At 72.1% G+C, this 14,994-nt stretch carries 16 protein-coding genes; 11 read left to right on the plus strand and 5 right to left on the minus strand.

Translation table 11 applies throughout. The annotated features are described in order from the left end of the window. The first annotated feature begins 99 nt into the window (after positions 1-99). Together QDS12_RS15345 and QDS12_RS15350 are read left to right on the plus strand one after the other, a co-directional pair. On the plus strand, positions 100-1,428 hold the full coding sequence (locus QDS12_RS15345; RefSeq protein ID WP_279880333.1) for a sensor histidine kinase: 1,329 nt from the start codon (positions 100-102) through the stop codon (positions 1,426-1,428). Then, positions 1,425-2,069: a response regulator transcription factor gene (locus QDS12_RS15350; RefSeq protein ID WP_279880335.1), complete on the plus strand. Its 645-nt coding sequence runs from the start codon at positions 1,425-1,427 to the stop codon at positions 2,067-2,069. The genes QDS12_RS15345 and QDS12_RS15350 overlap by 4 nt, the downstream gene beginning before the upstream one ends. A 12-nt stretch (positions 2,070-2,081) precedes the next feature. Here QDS12_RS15350 and QDS12_RS15355 read toward each other — a convergent pair whose 3' ends face one another. Then, positions 2,082-2,897 (minus strand): hypothetical protein, encoded by an 816-nt coding sequence (locus tag QDS12_RS15355; RefSeq protein WP_279880337.1) that lies wholly within the window; start codon positions 2,895-2,897, stop codon positions 2,082-2,084. A gap of 17 nt (positions 2,898-2,914) precedes the next feature. On the opposite strand from QDS12_RS15355, the gene recO reads away from it, so the two are divergent. The 3 genes from recO to QDS12_RS15370 all read left to right on the plus strand — a co-directional run bounded on the left by recO (position 2,915) and on the right by QDS12_RS15370 (position 5,100). Further along, positions 2,915-3,643, plus strand: a complete 729-nt coding sequence (recO, locus tag QDS12_RS15360; protein WP_279880339.1) for a DNA repair protein RecO — start codon at positions 2,915-2,917, stop codon at positions 3,641-3,643. Positions 3,644-3,735: 92 nt separating this feature from the next. Continuing rightward, positions 3,736-4,533, plus strand: coding sequence for an isoprenyl transferase (locus QDS12_RS15365; RefSeq protein WP_279880341.1), 798 nt, complete (start codon positions 3,736-3,738; stop codon positions 4,531-4,533). Between the two features lie 180 nt (positions 4,534-4,713). Next, the gene (locus QDS12_RS15370; RefSeq protein WP_279880343.1) at positions 4,714-5,100 is read left to right on the plus strand and encodes a RidA family protein; all 387 of its coding nucleotides are present in this window, start codon (positions 4,714-4,716) and stop codon (positions 5,098-5,100) included. A 40-nt stretch (positions 5,101-5,140) separates the two neighbouring features. Here QDS12_RS15370 and QDS12_RS15375 read toward each other — a convergent pair whose 3' ends face one another. The 4 genes from QDS12_RS15375 to QDS12_RS15390 are packed head-to-tail and all read right to left on the minus strand — an operon-like array spanning position 5,141 to position 8,319. Next, positions 5,141-5,539, minus strand: coding sequence for a Fur family transcriptional regulator (locus QDS12_RS15375; protein ID WP_279880345.1), 399 nt, complete (start codon positions 5,537-5,539; stop codon positions 5,141-5,143). Next, entirely contained in the window at positions 5,526-6,557 is a 1,032-nt protein-coding gene (locus QDS12_RS15380) for a metal ABC transporter permease (RefSeq protein ID WP_279880348.1), read from the minus strand. The genes QDS12_RS15375 and QDS12_RS15380 overlap by 14 nt, the downstream gene beginning before the upstream one ends. 2 nt (positions 6,558-6,559) lie before the next feature. Further along, complete coding sequence (locus QDS12_RS15385) at positions 6,560-7,381, minus strand: ABC transporter ATP-binding protein (protein ID WP_279880350.1); 822 nt, start codon at positions 7,379-7,381, stop codon at positions 6,560-6,562. Continuing rightward, positions 7,372-8,319, minus strand: coding sequence for a metal ABC transporter substrate-binding protein (locus QDS12_RS15390; protein WP_279880352.1), 948 nt, complete (start codon positions 8,317-8,319; stop codon positions 7,372-7,374). The genes QDS12_RS15385 and QDS12_RS15390 overlap by 10 nt, the downstream gene beginning before the upstream one ends. Positions 8,320-8,453: 134 nt before the next feature. Between QDS12_RS15390 and QDS12_RS15395 the strand changes: the two genes are divergently transcribed. The 6 genes from QDS12_RS15395 to QDS12_RS15420 all read left to right on the plus strand — a co-directional run bounded on the left by QDS12_RS15395 (position 8,454) and on the right by QDS12_RS15420 (position 14,991). Next, the gene (locus QDS12_RS15395; RefSeq protein WP_279880354.1) at positions 8,454-9,851 is read left to right on the plus strand and encodes a glycine--tRNA ligase; all 1,398 of its coding nucleotides are present in this window, start codon (positions 8,454-8,456) and stop codon (positions 9,849-9,851) included. 1 nt (position 9,852) lies between these two features. Then, positions 9,853-10,512, plus strand: a complete 660-nt coding sequence (locus QDS12_RS15400; protein WP_279880355.1) for a hypothetical protein — start codon at positions 9,853-9,855, stop codon at positions 10,510-10,512. Positions 10,513-10,552: 40 nt separating this feature from the next. Then, positions 10,553-11,692, plus strand: coding sequence for a tRNA dihydrouridine synthase DusB (gene dusB, locus QDS12_RS15405; RefSeq protein WP_279880357.1), 1,140 nt, complete (start codon positions 10,553-10,555; stop codon positions 11,690-11,692). A 164-nt stretch (positions 11,693-11,856) separates the two neighbouring features. Next, a complete protein-coding gene (locus QDS12_RS15410) occupies positions 11,857-12,774 on the plus strand; it encodes a mucin-2 protein (RefSeq protein WP_279880359.1) in 918 nt (305 codons plus the stop codon). Between the two features lie 68 nt (positions 12,775-12,842). Next, a complete protein-coding gene (locus tag QDS12_RS15415; RefSeq protein WP_279880361.1) occupies positions 12,843-14,084 on the plus strand; it encodes a deoxyguanosinetriphosphate triphosphohydrolase in 1,242 nt (413 codons plus the stop codon). Beyond that, positions 14,077-14,991, plus strand: coding sequence for a 2-hydroxyacid dehydrogenase (locus tag QDS12_RS15420; RefSeq protein WP_279880363.1), 915 nt, complete (start codon positions 14,077-14,079; stop codon positions 14,989-14,991). The genes QDS12_RS15415 and QDS12_RS15420 overlap by 8 nt, the downstream gene beginning before the upstream one ends. Positions 14,992-14,994 lie beyond the last annotated feature (3 nt).

Consider the following 14,994-nt stretch of genomic DNA (forward strand, 5'->3'; position numbering starts at 1 on the left):
GCAGGAGTGCGTCGGGAGCCCGATGTCGGGCTGGCCCGACCATGAACCCGCCAGCGAGCAGGATCGTGGCCGGGGCGCCGCATTTCTAGCGTCTTCCCTATGACCGATGCACACACCCTGCTGCTGCGCGAGGATGCTCCCGTGGCCGAACCCCACCCCGCGGCGACGCCGCGCACGTCGTGGGTCCAGCGCATCCTGCTGGACACCGTCTACTCCTTCAGCGCACTCTTCGTCGCGGTGCCGTTCTTCGTCCTCGTCGTCACCGGCCTCGCCCTCTCGGCCGGCCTCGCGGTCCTCCTGATCGGCGTGCCGGTCCTGACCGCCACGGTGTACGTCGCCCGGGCCAACGCGTTCTTCGAGCGGCTCCGGTTGCAGGGGATGATGCGCTGGGCCGCTCCGACGCCGACGTACGTCCGGGCTCCCGAGGGCGCCGGGTTCTGGCGGCGCTCGGTGGCCCCGCTGCGCGACCCGCAGTCGTGGCTCGACGTGCTGTGGTCGGTGGTCTCGTTGGTCACCGGGACGGTGGCCTTCTCGGTCGCCGTCGCCTGGTGGGCCGGTGCGCTCGGCGGGCTGACCTACTGGTTCTGGCAGCGCTGGATCCCCGAGAGCCCCGACGAGCACGGGCTCGCCTACGTGCTCGGGTTCGGCGACACCCGCACAGCGGAGAGCTGGGTCAACCTGGCCGGCGGTGCCGTCCTGCTGGTGACGCTGCCGCTCGCGGTCCGTGCCGTCGCCCTGCTGCACGGCCGGCTGGCCGGCGCTCTGCTCTGCTCCCGCGCAGAGCTGCAGCACGAGGTCGCCCGCGCGGAGACCAGCCGGCTCGCGGCCCAGGAGGCCGAGGCCAGCTCGCTGCGCCGGCTCGAGCGCGACATCCACGACGGCCCGCAGCAGCGGCTGGTGCGGCTGACCATGGACCTGGGCCGGGCGCGCCACCGCCTCTCTGACGATCCCGACGGCGCCGCCGTGATCCTGGACGGTGCGCTGACCCAGGTGCAGGAGACCGTCTCCGAGCTCCGCGCCCTCTCCCGGGGCGTCGCGCCGCCGCTGCTCGTCGACCGCGGCCTCGGTGCTGCCGTCGAGGAGCTGCTCTCGCTCTCCCCGGTCCCGGTGTCCGCGCGGCTCGATGTCCCTGAGGCCCTGCCGCCGCTCGCCGAGACGACCGCCTACTTCGTGGTGGCCGAGGCGATGACCAACATCGCCAAGCACAGCGGGGCCTCCCGTGCCACCGTCACGATCTCCGGCGAGGGCGGCCGGCTCCGGGTGGTGGTGAGCGACGACGGCACCGGTGGGGCGCACCTGTCGAAGGGGCTCGGCCTGGCCGGGCTGCGCCAGCGGCTGACCGCGGTGGGCGGGGCGTTCGACATCGACTCGCCCGAGGGCGGACCGACGATCGTCGCCGCCTCCATCCCCATCGGGGCCGCCCGGTGAGGGTGGTGGTCGCCGACGACTCGCTGCTGCTCCGCGAGGGGCTGCAGCTCCTGCTCGGCGAGTCGGGGCACGAGGTCGTCGCAGCGGTCGCCGACGGCCCGGCGTACGTCGACGCCATGCTGGAGCTGCGGCCCGATCTCGGGATCGTCGACGTGCGGATGCCGCCGTCCCACACCGACGAGGGGCTGCGCGCCGCGGTCGAGGTGCGCCGCCGGTGGCCGGAGGCGCGGATGGTGGTGCTGTCGCAGTACGTCGAGTCGTCCTACGCCGAGGAGCTGATCGGGGACGCCGACGCCGGTGTCGGCTACCTGCTCAAGGACCGCGTCGGCGACCTCACCGAGTTCCTCGGGGCGCTCGAGGAGGTGGCCCGCGGCGGCACCGTGGTCGACCCGCTGGTGGTGCGGCAGCTGATGGCCCGGCGGCGCGACCCGGTCGACGCGCTGACGCCCCGGGAGCGGGAGGTGCTCGACCTGATGGCCCAGGGCCGGTCGAACGCCGCGATCGCCGACGCCCTCACGGTGACGCCGGCGGCCGTCGAGAAGCACACCCAGCGGATCTTCGCCAAGCTCGGCCTCTATCCCGACGACACCGCGTCCCACCGGCGGGTGGCGGCGGTGCTGCGGTTCCTCCGGGCCGGCTGACCTCGGCCGGGTTCAGCGGCGCTCGCGCACCGCTGAGCGCACCTGCGCGACGGAGTTGAGGATGATGTCGCTGATGAGCTCGGTGGTGCGCGGGTCGTCGAGGGCGCGGTCGAGGATCCGGAACACGGTGTCGGTCGAGGAGCGGATCATCTCGTCGTGGAACGGCACGAACCGCAGTCGGCCGGCGGTCCGGTCCTCCTTGATGAGGTCCAGGATCATCGCCTCGAGCTCGGGCCGGTTCTCCTCGATCGCCCGCCGCACGTTGGTGGCGTAGGTGCCCTTCTGCAGCACGTCGGTGACCTCGCCCAGCATCGCCACCGTGACCGGCCGCTTGATGACGTCGATGATCGGGTCGGAGAAGTGCTGGATGAGCGCGACGGTGAAGCGGTCGCCGAAGATGTTGTCGGTGCGATCGATGAGCCGCATCAGCCGGGCCGCCAGGACGATCCACAGCACCCAGTGCCGGTCGCCGATCGCCGGAACGAGGAACGGGAAGAGCGCCGGCACCTCCCACCAGTGGCGGGTCAGGTAGATGCGCCCGATCCGGAACCGCAGCCACCGGACGCAGATGGCGACGAGGAAGACGACGCAGATGGCGAGGTCGATGCCGAGCAGCTGGTCGTGGACCGTGGCGTCCGAGCCTGCGTACGGCGGTTGGGGGCCGAAGAGGAACCAGGCGTTGAGCACCACGGACACCGCGGCGAGGGCCAGGAGGGTCCAGTCCAGGATCGTGCCCCTGCGACCGGAGATCGTCCGCCACTCCTCGCGCGCCAGCTCCTCGGCCATCGGCCGGATCGGCTGCGTGCCTTCCCACGCGTGTGGGGTCATGGGCGCAGAATAGGGGAGTGCCTCTCTATCGCGACGAGGCGATCGTGCTGCGTACCCACAAACTGGGCGAGGCCGACCGCATCATCACCCTGCTGACCCGCCAGCACGGTCGCGTGCGCGCGGTGGCCCGCGGGGTCCGTCGTACGACGTCGAAGTTCGGGTCGCGGCTCGAGCCGTTCATGCACGTCGACCTGCAGCTGTCGGAGGGTCGCTCGCTCGACCACATCACCCAGGCCGAGACGCTCACGCCGTTCCACGCGAGCATCGGTGGCGACTACGAGCGCTACACGGCCGGGACCGTGATGCTCGAGACCGCCGACCGGCTCGTCGCCGAGGAGCGGGAGCCGTCCGTGCAGCAGTTCCTGCTGCTGGTCGGTGGGCTGCGCGTGCTGTCGTCGGGGGAGCGCGGCCCGTCGCAGGTGCTCGACTCCTACCTGCTCCGCTCCCTGTCCGTCGCCGGCTACGCGCCCTCGTTCGACGGCTGCGCCCGGTGCGGCCTGGAGGGCCCGCACCGGTGGTTCAACCCGTCGCTCGGCGGTGTGCTCTGCGCGACCTGCCGTGTCCCCGGCTCGGCGTCGCCGTCCGCCGAGACGCTGGCCGCGCTCGGCGCACTGCTGGCCGGCGACTGGCCGGTCGTCGAGGCCGCCGAGCCGCGGCACCTGCGCGAGGCCAGCGGCCTGGTGGCCGCCTACCTGGCCTGGCACCTCGAGCGTGGGCTGCGGTCGCTGGAGTACGTCGAGCGCTGAGCGGGCGGCCACCAAGGGTCAGATGGGAGGGGCCCAGGTCGAGGTCGCCTGATCGGCCGAGCGGTCCCGGGCAGGCCGTAGGCTGACGGGTCGTGAGCCGCCAGCAGCACCGTGCGCCGTACCGCCGCCCGACCCCGCACCCCTCGGGCGCGACCCCGCCGCCCATTCCGCGGGACCTGGTGCCGGAGCACGTCGCCATCGTGATGGACGGCAACGGGCGCTGGGCCAAGGAGCGCGGTCTGCCGCGCACCAAGGGCCACGAGGCGGGGGAGTCGTCGCTGTTCGACGTGGTCGAGGGCGCGATCGAGCTGGGCGTGAAGGCGATCAGCGCCTACGCGTTCTCGACCGAGAACTGGGCCCGCTCGCCCGACGAGGTGCGCTTCCTCATGGGCTTCAACCGCGACGTCATCCGGCGCCGCCGCGACGAGATGCACGAGCTCGGCGTCCGGGTCCGCTGGGCCGGCCGCGCGCCCCGGCTGTGGAGATCGGTCATCAAGGAGCTGCAGATCGCCGAGGAGCTGACGAGGGACAACGACGTCTGCACGCTCACGATGTGCGTCAACTACGGCGGCCGGGCCGAGCTGGCCGACGCCTCGCGCCGCATCGCCGAGGACGTGGCCGCCGGGCGCCTCAAGCCCGACAAGGTCGACGAGAAGGTCTTCGCGCGCTACCTCTACGTCCCGGAGCTGCCCGACGCCGACCTGGTCTGGCGTACGTCGGGGGAGCAGCGTCTCTCCAACTTCATGCTGTGGCAGGCGGCGTACTCCGAGTTCGTCTTCACCGACGTCCTCTGGCCCGACGTCGACCGCCGCCACCTGTGGGCCGCCTGCGAGACCTACGCCCGGCGCGACCGGCGCTACGGCGGGGCGCTGCCCAACCAGGTGGGGTGAGGCTGCGGCTGGTGCATGTTCATCGAGGTATGCAGGGAAATGCGCACCTCCCACGCGGAGTTCCGCACGGGAAGTGACCACTCGGCTGCATACCTCGATGAACATGCAGCCGCCGCCACCCCAGCCCCGCCGACCGAATTCGCCCTCGCCCCCGGCACGCGAGGCGCCTAGGTTGTGGCTGTGGACTTCCATGTGCCGTCGACCCTGCCCACGCCGTTCGGCTTCAGCCACGCCGTCACCGTCGACCCGGGCCGCAGCCTGGTCTACGTCGCCGGCCAGGTCGGGATGGACGCCGACGGCGTCGTCGCGGTGGGCTGGGACGCACAGACCCGGCAGACGTTCGTCAACGTCGGGCACGCCCTCGAGGCGGCCGGTGCGACGTGGGCGGACGTGGTGAAGCTGACCTACCTCGTCACCTCGACCCACGAGCTGCAGCTGGTGCGGGCGATCCGGGACGAGTTCGTCGACGTCGAGCGCCCGCCGGCCAGCTCGCTGATGCAGGTCGCCGGCCTGTTCCGGCCGGACCTGCTCATCGAGGTGGAGGCGATCGCCGCCGTCGCGCGCTGAGCCAGGGCCCGGGCTCGTCCGGCGATGCCAGGGGAGGCTGCTACTGGCAGTCCTGGCAGGTGCCGAAGATCTCCAGCGTGTGGGAGACGTCGGCGTAGCCGTGCTCGGCCGCGATCGCCGTGGTCCAGCGCTCGACGGCCGGGCCCTCGACCTCGACGGTCCGCCCGCAGTCGCGGCAGACGAGGTGATGGTGGTGGTTGTCGGAGCAGCGGCGATAGATCGCCTCGCCCTCCTCGGTGCGCATCATGTCGACCTCGCCGGCGTCGGCGAGCTTCTGCAGGGTGCGGTAGACGGTCGCCAGACCGACCGAGTCGCCCCGGCGGGTCAGCAGGTCGTGAATCTCCTGCGCGGAGTGGAAGCCCTCGGTGGCGGCCAGAGCCGAGGCGACGGCGAGCCGCTGCTTGGTGGGCCGCAGACCCGACTGGTCAGTGCTCGTCATAGTGGGGTGCTCCCGTCTGGTCGACGTGCACCGCGTGCCGGTGGCCGTCGTGGACGTAGTCGACGTGGTCGCCGTGCTCGACGGCGAGGTGGCCGCAGTGCGGGCCGTGGTGGTGCTCCTGGTGGTCGTCGTCGCAGGCCTCGTGGAGCGGCGGCGCCTCGGGATCGACGGGGAACGGCGTGGCGAGCCGGCGCCGGCGGCGTAGCAACGTCCCGATCGGCCAGGTCACCGCGAAGCAGGCGAGGGCGAGGAGCACGATCGTGGGGCCCGGCGCGACGGTCGCCTTGAACGAGGCGAAGGCCGAGATCACCAGCCCGCCGAGGGAGGCGAACGTGCCGAGCACCATCGCCCCCAACAGGGTCGTACGGAACGAGCGGGCGAGCTGCTGGCTGGTCGCCACGGGCACGACCATGAGCGCACTGACGAGGAGCAGGCCGACGGTCCGCATCGCGACGGTCACGCTCACGGCCGCCAGGACCGCGACGAGGAGGTTGTAGGCCCGCACGTTGAGGCCCGAGACCTTGGCGAACTCCTGGTCCTGCGCGACGGCGAACAACTGCGGCGCGAGGCCGACGCCGACGGCGATCACGACCGCGGCGAGCACCATCGTGACGACGACGTCGCTGATCGCGATGGTCGTGATCGAGCCGAAGAGGTACTCCTGCAGGTGGGTCGCGGACTGGCCGCTGAGACCGGTGAGCAGTACGCCGCCCGCCAGACCGCCGTAGAACAGCAGCGCGAGGGCGACGTCGCCGTTCGCGTGGCCGCGCTCGCGGATCAGCTCGATGAGCGCGGCGCCGAGGACGGCGACGATGACCGCCGTCCAGGTGGGCGACGTACCGGTCAGCAGGCCGAGGGCGACACCGGTGACCGCGACGTGCCCCAGCCCGTCGCCCATGAGCGCGAGGCGACGCTGGACCAGGTAGGTCCCCACCGCCGGCGCGGCCAGTCCGGTGAAGACGGCGGCGATGAGGGCTCGCTGCATGAACGGCAGGCTGAAGAGCTCGGTGGGTGTCATGGTCAGTCCTCCCGGCCTGCGTCGAAGGGGGCGCTCACCTGCGGAGCGTGGTCGACCAGCCCGTCCTCCGGCCCGTGGTGGGCCGCGTGGACCTGGTGCACCTCGGTCTGGGCGAGCGGGCTGCCGTCGTAGACGACCCGGCCGTCGCGCATGACGACGGCGCGGTCGACGAGCGGCTCCAGCGGTCCCAGCTCGTGGGCGACGAGGACGATCGTCGCGCCGCGAGCCTTGAGGCGGGCCAGGGCGTCGGCCAGGGCGTACTGGTTGGGCAGGTCGACGCCAGCGGTCGGCTCGTCGAGGAAGAACAGCTCGGGCTCCCCGGCGAGCGCGCGGGCGATGAGGGTGCGCTGCTGCTGGCCGCCGGACAGGTTCGCGACGCCCTCGTGGGCCCGGTCGGCGAGGCCGACGACCTCCAGAGCGTCGTCGATCGCGGCGCGGTCGGCTCGGCCGAGCGGGCGGAAGAGGCGCCGGTGGGTGAGGCGCCCGGAGGCGACGACCTCCCACACGCTGGCCGGGACGCCGGCGGTCGCGCCCGCCCGCTGGGGGACGAAGCCGACCCGTTGCCAGTCCTCGAAGTCGTCGAACGGCGTGCCGAACAGCTCCAGATGACCGCCGGCGAGCGGGCGCAGCCCGGTCAGCGCGCGGACCAGGGTCGACTTGCCCGAGCCGTTGGCGCCCATCAGTGCGACGAACTCGCCCGCCTCGACGGTCAGGTTGATCCCGCGCAGGATGGGTCGTCCGGCGATGGCGACCACGCCGCCGCTGAGCGCGACGGGCGGAGCGGGCGGTGCCGCCGGTGCGGCTGGTGCGGTGTTCACCGACATCCGTTGGCCTCCTTCAGCGCCGCGAGGTTGGCGCGCATGAGGGACAGGTAGTTCTCGTGGGCGGTCTCGTCGGTCAGCCCCTCGATCGGGTCGAGCACCGCCGTGGTGACGCCCAGGTCCTTCGCGAGGGTCTCGGCGAGCTCGGCCGGGACCAGCCTCTCACCGAAGACGGTCGTGATCCCGTGGGACTCGATGAGATCGTGCAGGCGGCCGAGGTCGGCCGGGGTCGGCTCGGCGTCGGGGGAGAGGCCGGCGATCGGCTCGATGTCGATGCCGTAGCGGGTCAGGTAGCCGAAGGCGTTGTGCGAGACCACGATCGTCTTGCGCTCGCAGTCGGCCAGACCGGCCGTGTAGTCGCGGTCCAGCGCCGTCAGGTCGGCGTCGAGCGCCTCCGCGTTCGAGCGGTACGTCGACGCGTGGCTCGGGTCGAGCGTGGCCAGCCGGTCGGCGACCGCATCGGCGACCTTCGCCAGCTTGAGCGGGTCCTGCCAGAGGTGCGGATCGAGGTCTCCGTGGTCGTGCCCCTCCTCGTCGACGGTCTCACCCGAGCCGTGGTGGTCGACGTCGTCGTGCCCGCCGTGGCTCATCGGCTCGAGGCCGGCGACCGCGGCGGCATCGACGGTCTCGGCCCCCGACTGCCGTACCGCGGCGTCGACGGCTGCCTGGAGGCCCTTCTCGTAGACGACGAGATCCGCGAGCGCCACCTCGCCGGTCTGCTTCGGCGACAGCTCCAGGTCGTGCGGCTCCTGGCCCGGCTGCGTCAGGTTGCTCACGTTCACGAGGTCCCCGCCGACGCGCTCGGCGACGAACTGGAGCGGGTAGAACGCGGTCACGACGTCGATCTCACCGTCATCGGGCCGGGACGGCGCGTCGGAGAACGCGGCGCAGCCGGTCAGGGCGGCGGTCGCCACGGCGACAACGGCGAGGGTCCGCAACATGACAATGATTCTCACTCGCATTGAGAATCGTTGTCAATCCGTCGCCGGGGCGAGCAGCCGGGCGCGGTGTCGGGACGGCGCAGTCGATAGGCTGATCGCTCACCGAGTCGCCGTACCAAGGAAGCAGGACCTCCGTGGCAAAGCCGCCCGCATCGACCGTCGACAACGTCGTCTCCCTCGCCAAGCGCCGGGGCTTCGTCTACCCGTGCGGCGAGATCTACGGAGGCACCCGGAGCGCCTGGGACTACGGCCCGCTGGGCGTCGAGCTCAAGGAGAACATCAAGCGCCAGTGGTGGCGCTCGATGGTGACCAGCCGCGACGACGTCGTCGGCCTCGACTCCAGCGTCATCCTGCCGCGCCAGACCTGGGAGGCCTCCGGCCACGTCGCGACGTTCAGCGACCCGCTGGTGGAGTGCCTGAGCTGCCACCACCGGTTCCGCGCCGACCACCTGCAGGAGGCGTACGCGGAGAAGAAGGGCATCCCGAACCCTGACGACGTCCCGCTGACGGACATCGCCTGCAGCAACTGCGGCACCCGCGGCCAGTGGACCGAGCCGCGCAACTTCTCCGGCCTCCTCAAGACCTACCTCGGCGTCGTCGAGGACGAGTCCGGGCTGCACTACCTGCGCCCCGAGACCGCCCAGGGCATCTTCATCAACTTCAACAACGTGCTGACCAGCCAGCGGATGAAGCCTCCGTTCGGCATCGCCCAGATCGGCAAGTCGTTCCGCAACGAGATCACGCCGGGCAACTTCATCTTCCGCACCCGCGAGTTCGAGCAGATGGAGATGGAGTTCTTCGTCAAGCCCGGCGAGGACAAGGAGTGGCACCAGTACTGGATCGACACCCGCCGCGACTGGTACGTCGACCTGGGCATCGACCCCGACAACCTGCGCCTCTACGAGCACCTGCCCGAGAAGCTCTCGCACTACTCCACGCGCACCGTCGACATCGAGTACCGCTTCAACTTCCCGGGCTCCGAGTGGGGCGAGCTCGAGGGCATCGCCAACCGGACCGACTTCGACCTGACCACCCACTCGAAGCACTCCGGCACCGATCTGAGCTACTTCGACCAAGCGGCCAACGAGCGCTACACGCCGTACGTCATCGAGCCCGCAGCGGGCCTGTCGCGCAGCCTGATGACGTTCCTGGTCGACGCCTACACCGAGGACGAGGCGCCCAACACCAAGGGCGGCGTCGACAAGCGGGTCGTCCTCAAGCTCGACCCGCGGCTCGCGCCGGTGAAGGCGGCGGTCCTGCCGCTGAGCCGCAACGAGCAGCTGTCCCCGAAGGCGAAGGACCTGGCCCAGGAGCTGCGCCGGAGCTGGAACGTCGACTTCGACGACGCCGGTGCGATCGGCCGGCGCTACCGCCGCCAGGACGAGATCGGTACGCCGTTCTGCGTCACCGTCGACTTCGACACCCTCGAGGACCAGGCGGTCACCATCCGCGAGCGCGACACGATGGCGCAGGAGCGCGTCTCGCTCGACCGCGTGACGGCCTACCTCGCCGAACGGTTGCCGGGCTGCTGACGTGACGCGCCGTGGGGGATCGGCGTGGGCGCTGGGGGCGTCCGCGCTGCTCGCCGCCTCCGCCCTGTCGGGCTGCTCCGGCGGCTCGGACGAGCCGGCGGCGAAGCGGGACACGCCGACGGCGTCGCCGACGACGGCATACCCGACCGGTGCGCCCACCGGGACGGTGCTCACGGACCCCGGCAGCGAGCTGGCCCTCGGCGCCCCCGCGACGATCACGTGGCACCCGCGGCAGGGCGTGGTCGGCACGGTGCGGATCAGCGTCGACAAGGTCGAGCGGACGACGTTCAAGCAGAGCTTCCAGGACTGGCGGGTCGACGCCACCATGAAGACCTACGCGCCCTACTTCGTGCACGCGCGGGTGACGAACGTCGGTCCCACCGGGCTCGGCGGCGTCCCCGTCCCGCTCTACGGGGAGAGCGCCGCCGACGCGCTCGTCGAGGCGGCGGTCTTCAAGGAGACGTTCAAGCCCTGCCATCCGAGCGCCCTGCCGACGCCGTTCGCCACCGGGGCCCACGCGTCGGTGTGCCTGGTCTACCTCGTCCCGGACAAGGGCGCGCTGGTCGGCGCCGCGTTCCGCCCGACCCAGGACTTCGACCCGATCGTGTGGAAGGGCGCCGTCGCGACGGCTGCGGCGCCGCGGGCCACGAAGCACCCCTGACGATTCGGTCCGTCGGCGGGCCGCGCCGGACAATGGGGGCATGACCCTTCGGCTCGGCAACCTCGAGATCGCCACGCCGGTGGTGCTCGCGCCGATGGCGGGCATCACCAACGCGGCGTACCGACGCCTGTGCGCCGAGCAGGGTGCGGGCCTCTACGTCTGCGAGATGATCACGTCGCGCGGCCTGGTCGAGGGCGACCAGCACACCAAGGACATGCTGGTCTTCGACGAGCTCGAGACCGTGCGGTCGGTCCAGCTCTACGGCACCGACCCGGTCTACGTCGGCAAGGCCACCGAGATCCTCTGCGCCGAGTACGGCGTCGCGCACATCGACCTCAACTTCGGCTGCCCGGTCCCGAAGGTCACCCGCAAGGGCGGCGGGGGCGCGCTGCCGTGGAAGCGGAACCTGCTCGGCGAGATCCTGCGCCATGCGGTGGCCGCGGCCGAGTCCTACGGCGTGCCCGTCACCATGAAGACCCGCAAGGGCATCGACGCCGACCACCTGACCTTCCTCGACGCCGGCCGGATCGCGGAGGAGAGCGGGGCCGCCGCCGTCGCGCTGCACGGCCGGACCGTCTCGCAGGCCTACTCGGGCGTTGCCGACTGGGACGCGATCGGCGAGCTCAAGGCGAGCGTCACGAGCATCCCGGTGCTGGGCAACGGTGACATCTGGGAGGCGGCGGACGCGCTCCGGATGGTCGAGCAGACCGGCGTCGACGGCGTCGTCGTCGGCCGCGGCTGCCTCGGCCGACCGTGGCTGTTCCGCGACCTGGCCGCCGCGTTCGCGGCCGCCTCGCGGGCCGAGCCCGTCGAGACCCCGCCCCTGCCGACCCTCGGCGAGGTGGCGGCGATGATGCGGCGCCACGCCGAGCTGCTCTGCCAGCACATGGGCGAGGAGCGGGGCTGCAAGGAGTTCCGCAAGCATGTCACGTGGTACCTCAAGGGCTTCTCCGCCGGCGGCGCCATGCGGCGCGACCTCGGCCTCGTGAAGACGCTCGCCGACATCGACGTGCTGCTCGCCGACCTCGACCCGGACGAGCCGTTCCCGGCCTCCGAGCTGGGGGCTCCCCGGGGCCGGCAGGGCTCGCCGCGCGAGAAGGTCGTGCTCCCCGAGGGCTGGCTCGACGACACCGACGGCGTCGGCTGCGTCATCGCCGAGGACACCGTCTCCGGCGGTTGATCCTCCCCCGAATTTCACTGCCTGGGGTGACGGGGGACACCTCGTCGTCTAGGGTCGCCGATGCGGGGCGGCTCGCGCTGGTGTGTTTCAGTGGGGCCGCGTTTCGCCTGTCGTGGGGACCGGGCGAGCCGCTGTCTCTGTAGTCGAAGCAAAGGATCAGCGCTGTGGCAGACGCACGCCACAAGCGGGACACCGATGCCCGCAGCTTCGGATTGAAGCAACGCATCAGCAACATCAGCAGCCTGGCCATCCGGCCATCCCGAGCAGTTCTCGTGGCAGCACCGGTGGCCGTCGTCGCGACCGCCGCCGTCGTCACCGCCGGCGTCTCCTTCGCCGGCAGTGGCTCGAAGCCGGTGGCCGCCGCGGACATCAGCAAGGTCGCGCCGAGGGCGGCGCCGACCACCACGGCACCGCCGTCGCCGGCACCGGTCGTCAAGCGCGTCACGGTGTCGCGATCGCAGCCTCGCCGTACGCCGGCACCGACACCGACGCCGACCCCGCCGCCGACCACCGGCAAGCCGCGCTGGACCACCACCGCGCTCAACCTGTGGCTGCAGCCCGGCGCCGACGCGAAGCAGGCCGGCGTGCTCGACGCAGGCAAGAAGGTGCTCGACACCGGCCGCGAGGAGTCCGGCCGCGTCGAGATCCTCGTCGACGGCGTGGCCCGCTGGGTCACCCAGGGCTACCTCGCCGAGGAGAAGCCCCAGCCCCAGCCGGCCGGCCTCTCCGACCAGCCGTGCCCGGACATGAGCGTCGAGGACGGGCTCAAGCCGCAGACCATCAAGGTCTACCGGTCCGTGTGCCACGCCTTCCCGCAGGTGACCGAGTACGGCGGCTGGGCGGCGCGCACCGAGCACGACACCGGCAACGCGATCGACGTGATGGTCTACGGCAACAAGGAGCTCGGCGACCAGATCGCGGACTGGGCCCAGGCCCACGCCGCGGAGCTCGATCTCTACGACCTCATCTGGTACGACCGCATCTGGACGCCGGTCCGTTCCTCCGAGGGCTGGCGTGACTACGGCGACCACGGCTCGGCCACGGCCAACCACATGGACCACGTCCACATCGGGACCAACTGAGTCCTGTGGCGTCGTACGCGGGGCGGGACCGGATCGGTGCCGCCCCGCGTGCTCGCTAGGGTTCCCGTGTGGACAGCCTGTACGACGGCCTCTACGACGACGCCGATCGTGAGCGGCTCGTCGCCGAGCCGCCGAAGCGCGTGGATGCGCCGGAGCGGACCGCCTTCGAGCGCGACCGGGCCCGGGTCGTCCACGCGGCGTCGTCGCGGCGGCTCGCGGCGAAGACGCAGGTGGTCGGGCCCCAGTCCGACGACTTCGTCCGCAACCGGCTGACGCACAGCCTCGAGGTGGCCCAGGTCGCCCGCGACCTGTCGCGGGCGCTCGGCAGCCAGCCCGACATCGCGGAGACCGCGGCGCTCGCCCACGACCTGGGGCACCCACCCTTCGGCCACAACGGCGAGGAGGTCCTCGCCCGGCTGGCGGCTGACTGTGGCGGCTTCGAGGGCAACGCCCAGACGCTGCGACTCCTGACCCGGCTCGAGGCGAAGACGTTCGATGCCGCGGGCCGGTCGGTCGGCCTCAACCTCACCCGCGCCACCCTCGACGCCTGCACGAAGTACCCCTGGCGTCGCGGAGACCGGCCCGGGCCCAAGTTCGGCGTCTACGACGACGACCTGCCCGTCTTCACCTGGCTCCGGTCGCCCGAGACGGGGCAGCGCCAGTGCATCGAGGCGCAGATCATGGACCTGGCCGACGACGTCGCCTACTCGGTGCACGACGTCGAGGACGGGATCGTCGCCGGCCGCATCGACCTGACCCGGCTCGACGTCGGGCCGGTGGGGGAGATCGTCCGCGACTGGTACCTCCCCGATGCGTCCGACGACGACCTCGCCGCCACCCTCCTCGCCCTGCGGGACGTCGGCGGCTGGCCCGCGTCGTCCTACGACGGCAGCAGGCGGAGCCTCGCCGCGCTCAAGAACCTGACGAGCGACCTGATCGGCCGGTTCTGCGGCGCCGTCCAGGATGCCTCCGGCGCACCGGGACCGTTCGCCCGCTACCGCGCCGACCTGGTCGTGCCCGACCAGACCCGCCGCGAGATCGCCGTGCTCAAGGCGATCGCGGTCCACTACGTCATGCGGTCCGACGACCGTCGGCGGCTCCAGGAGCGGCAGCGGGAGCTGCTGGCCGAGCTGGTCGCCGTGATCGCGAACCGGGGGCCCGACGCCCTCGACCGACCCTTCGCCGACGACTGGCGGGAGGCCGCCGACGACGCCGCGCGCCTCCGGGTGGTCATCGACCAGGTCGCCTCGCTCACCGACGTGACGGCGGTGGCGTGGCACGCACGACTGACAGGAGTGAGCGGTGCCTGAGCCCCTCGTGTGGCTGCCCTTCGACCCGGCGGAGCTCGGCACGGTGCCGGGCGGCCTCCGCTACGAGGTCGTCGACCCGACGCGCCACCTGCCGGAGAGCGTCGGCGACGTCGAGTTCTACGTGCCGCCCTACGACATGGGGCCGCGGATCGCCGACGCGCTGCCGCACATGCGCTCGCTCCGGGTGATCCAGACGCTGTCGGCAGGCGTCGACAACGTCCGCGGCAAGGTGCCCGACGGGGTCACGCTGTGCAACGGTCGCGGCATCCACGACACCTCCACCGCCGAGCTGGCCCTGGCGCTGGTCCTGGCGAGCCTGCGCGGACTGCCGCGCTTCGTGCGCCAGCAGGACGCCCGGGAGTGGCGGGCCGGCTTCGAGGACTCGCTCGCGGACAAGCGCGTCCTGCTCGTCGGGTACGGGTCCGTGGGATCGGCCATCGAGGCGCGGCTGCGTGCGTTCGAGTGCGAGGTCGTGCCGGTCGCGCGTCGCGCCCGCGACGGCGTGCACGCCATCGACGACCTGCCCGAGCTGCTGCCCACCGCCGACGTGGTCGTCCTCATCGTGCCGCTCACCGACGAGACCCGTGGTCTCGTCGACGCCGCGTTCCTCGGCCGGATGAGGGACGGTGCCCTGCTCGTCAACGTCGCCCGCGGAGCGGTGGTCGTCACCGACGACCTCGTCGCCGCGCTGCGGACCGGCCGGCTCCGCGCCGCGCTCGACGTCACCGATCCCGAGCCGCTGCCGGCCGACCACGCCTTGTGGTCGGCACCCAACGTCCTGATCAGCCCGCACGTCGGCGGAGCGAGCAGCGCGATGTGGCCGCGCGCCCGCCGCCTGGTCAGGCAGCAGCTCGAGCGGTACGCCGCGGGGGAGCCGCTCGTCAACGTGATGAGCGGCGACTACTGAGCC

Origin of the sequence: Nocardioides sp. CER19 (assembly GCF_029846275.1) — a bacterium.
GTDB lineage: Bacteria > Actinomycetota > Actinomycetes > Propionibacteriales > Nocardioidaceae > Nocardioides.

Coding starts and splice junctions, on each gene's coding strand:
- QDS12_RS15345 (WP_279880333.1), top strand. CDS start 100: ATGACCGATGCACACACCCTGCTGCTGCGCGAGGATGCTCCCGTGGCC.
- QDS12_RS15355 (WP_279880337.1), bottom strand. CDS start 2,897: ATGACCCCACACGCGTGGGAAGGCACGCAGCCGATCCGGCCGATGGCC.
- QDS12_RS15375 (WP_279880345.1), bottom strand. CDS start 5,539: ATGACGAGCACTGACCAGTCGGGTCTGCGGCCCACCAAGCAGCGGCTC.
- QDS12_RS15380 (WP_279880348.1), bottom strand. CDS start 6,557: ATGACACCCACCGAGCTCTTCAGCCTGCCGTTCATGCAGCGAGCCCTC.
- QDS12_RS15385 (WP_279880350.1), bottom strand. CDS start 7,381: ATGTCGGTGAACACCGCACCAGCCGCACCGGCGGCACCGCCCGCTCCG.
- QDS12_RS15390 (WP_279880352.1), bottom strand. CDS start 8,319: ATGTTGCGGACCCTCGCCGTTGTCGCCGTGGCGACCGCCGCCCTGACC.
- dusB (WP_279880357.1), top strand. CDS start 10,553: ATGACCCTTCGGCTCGGCAACCTCGAGATCGCCACGCCGGTGGTGCTC.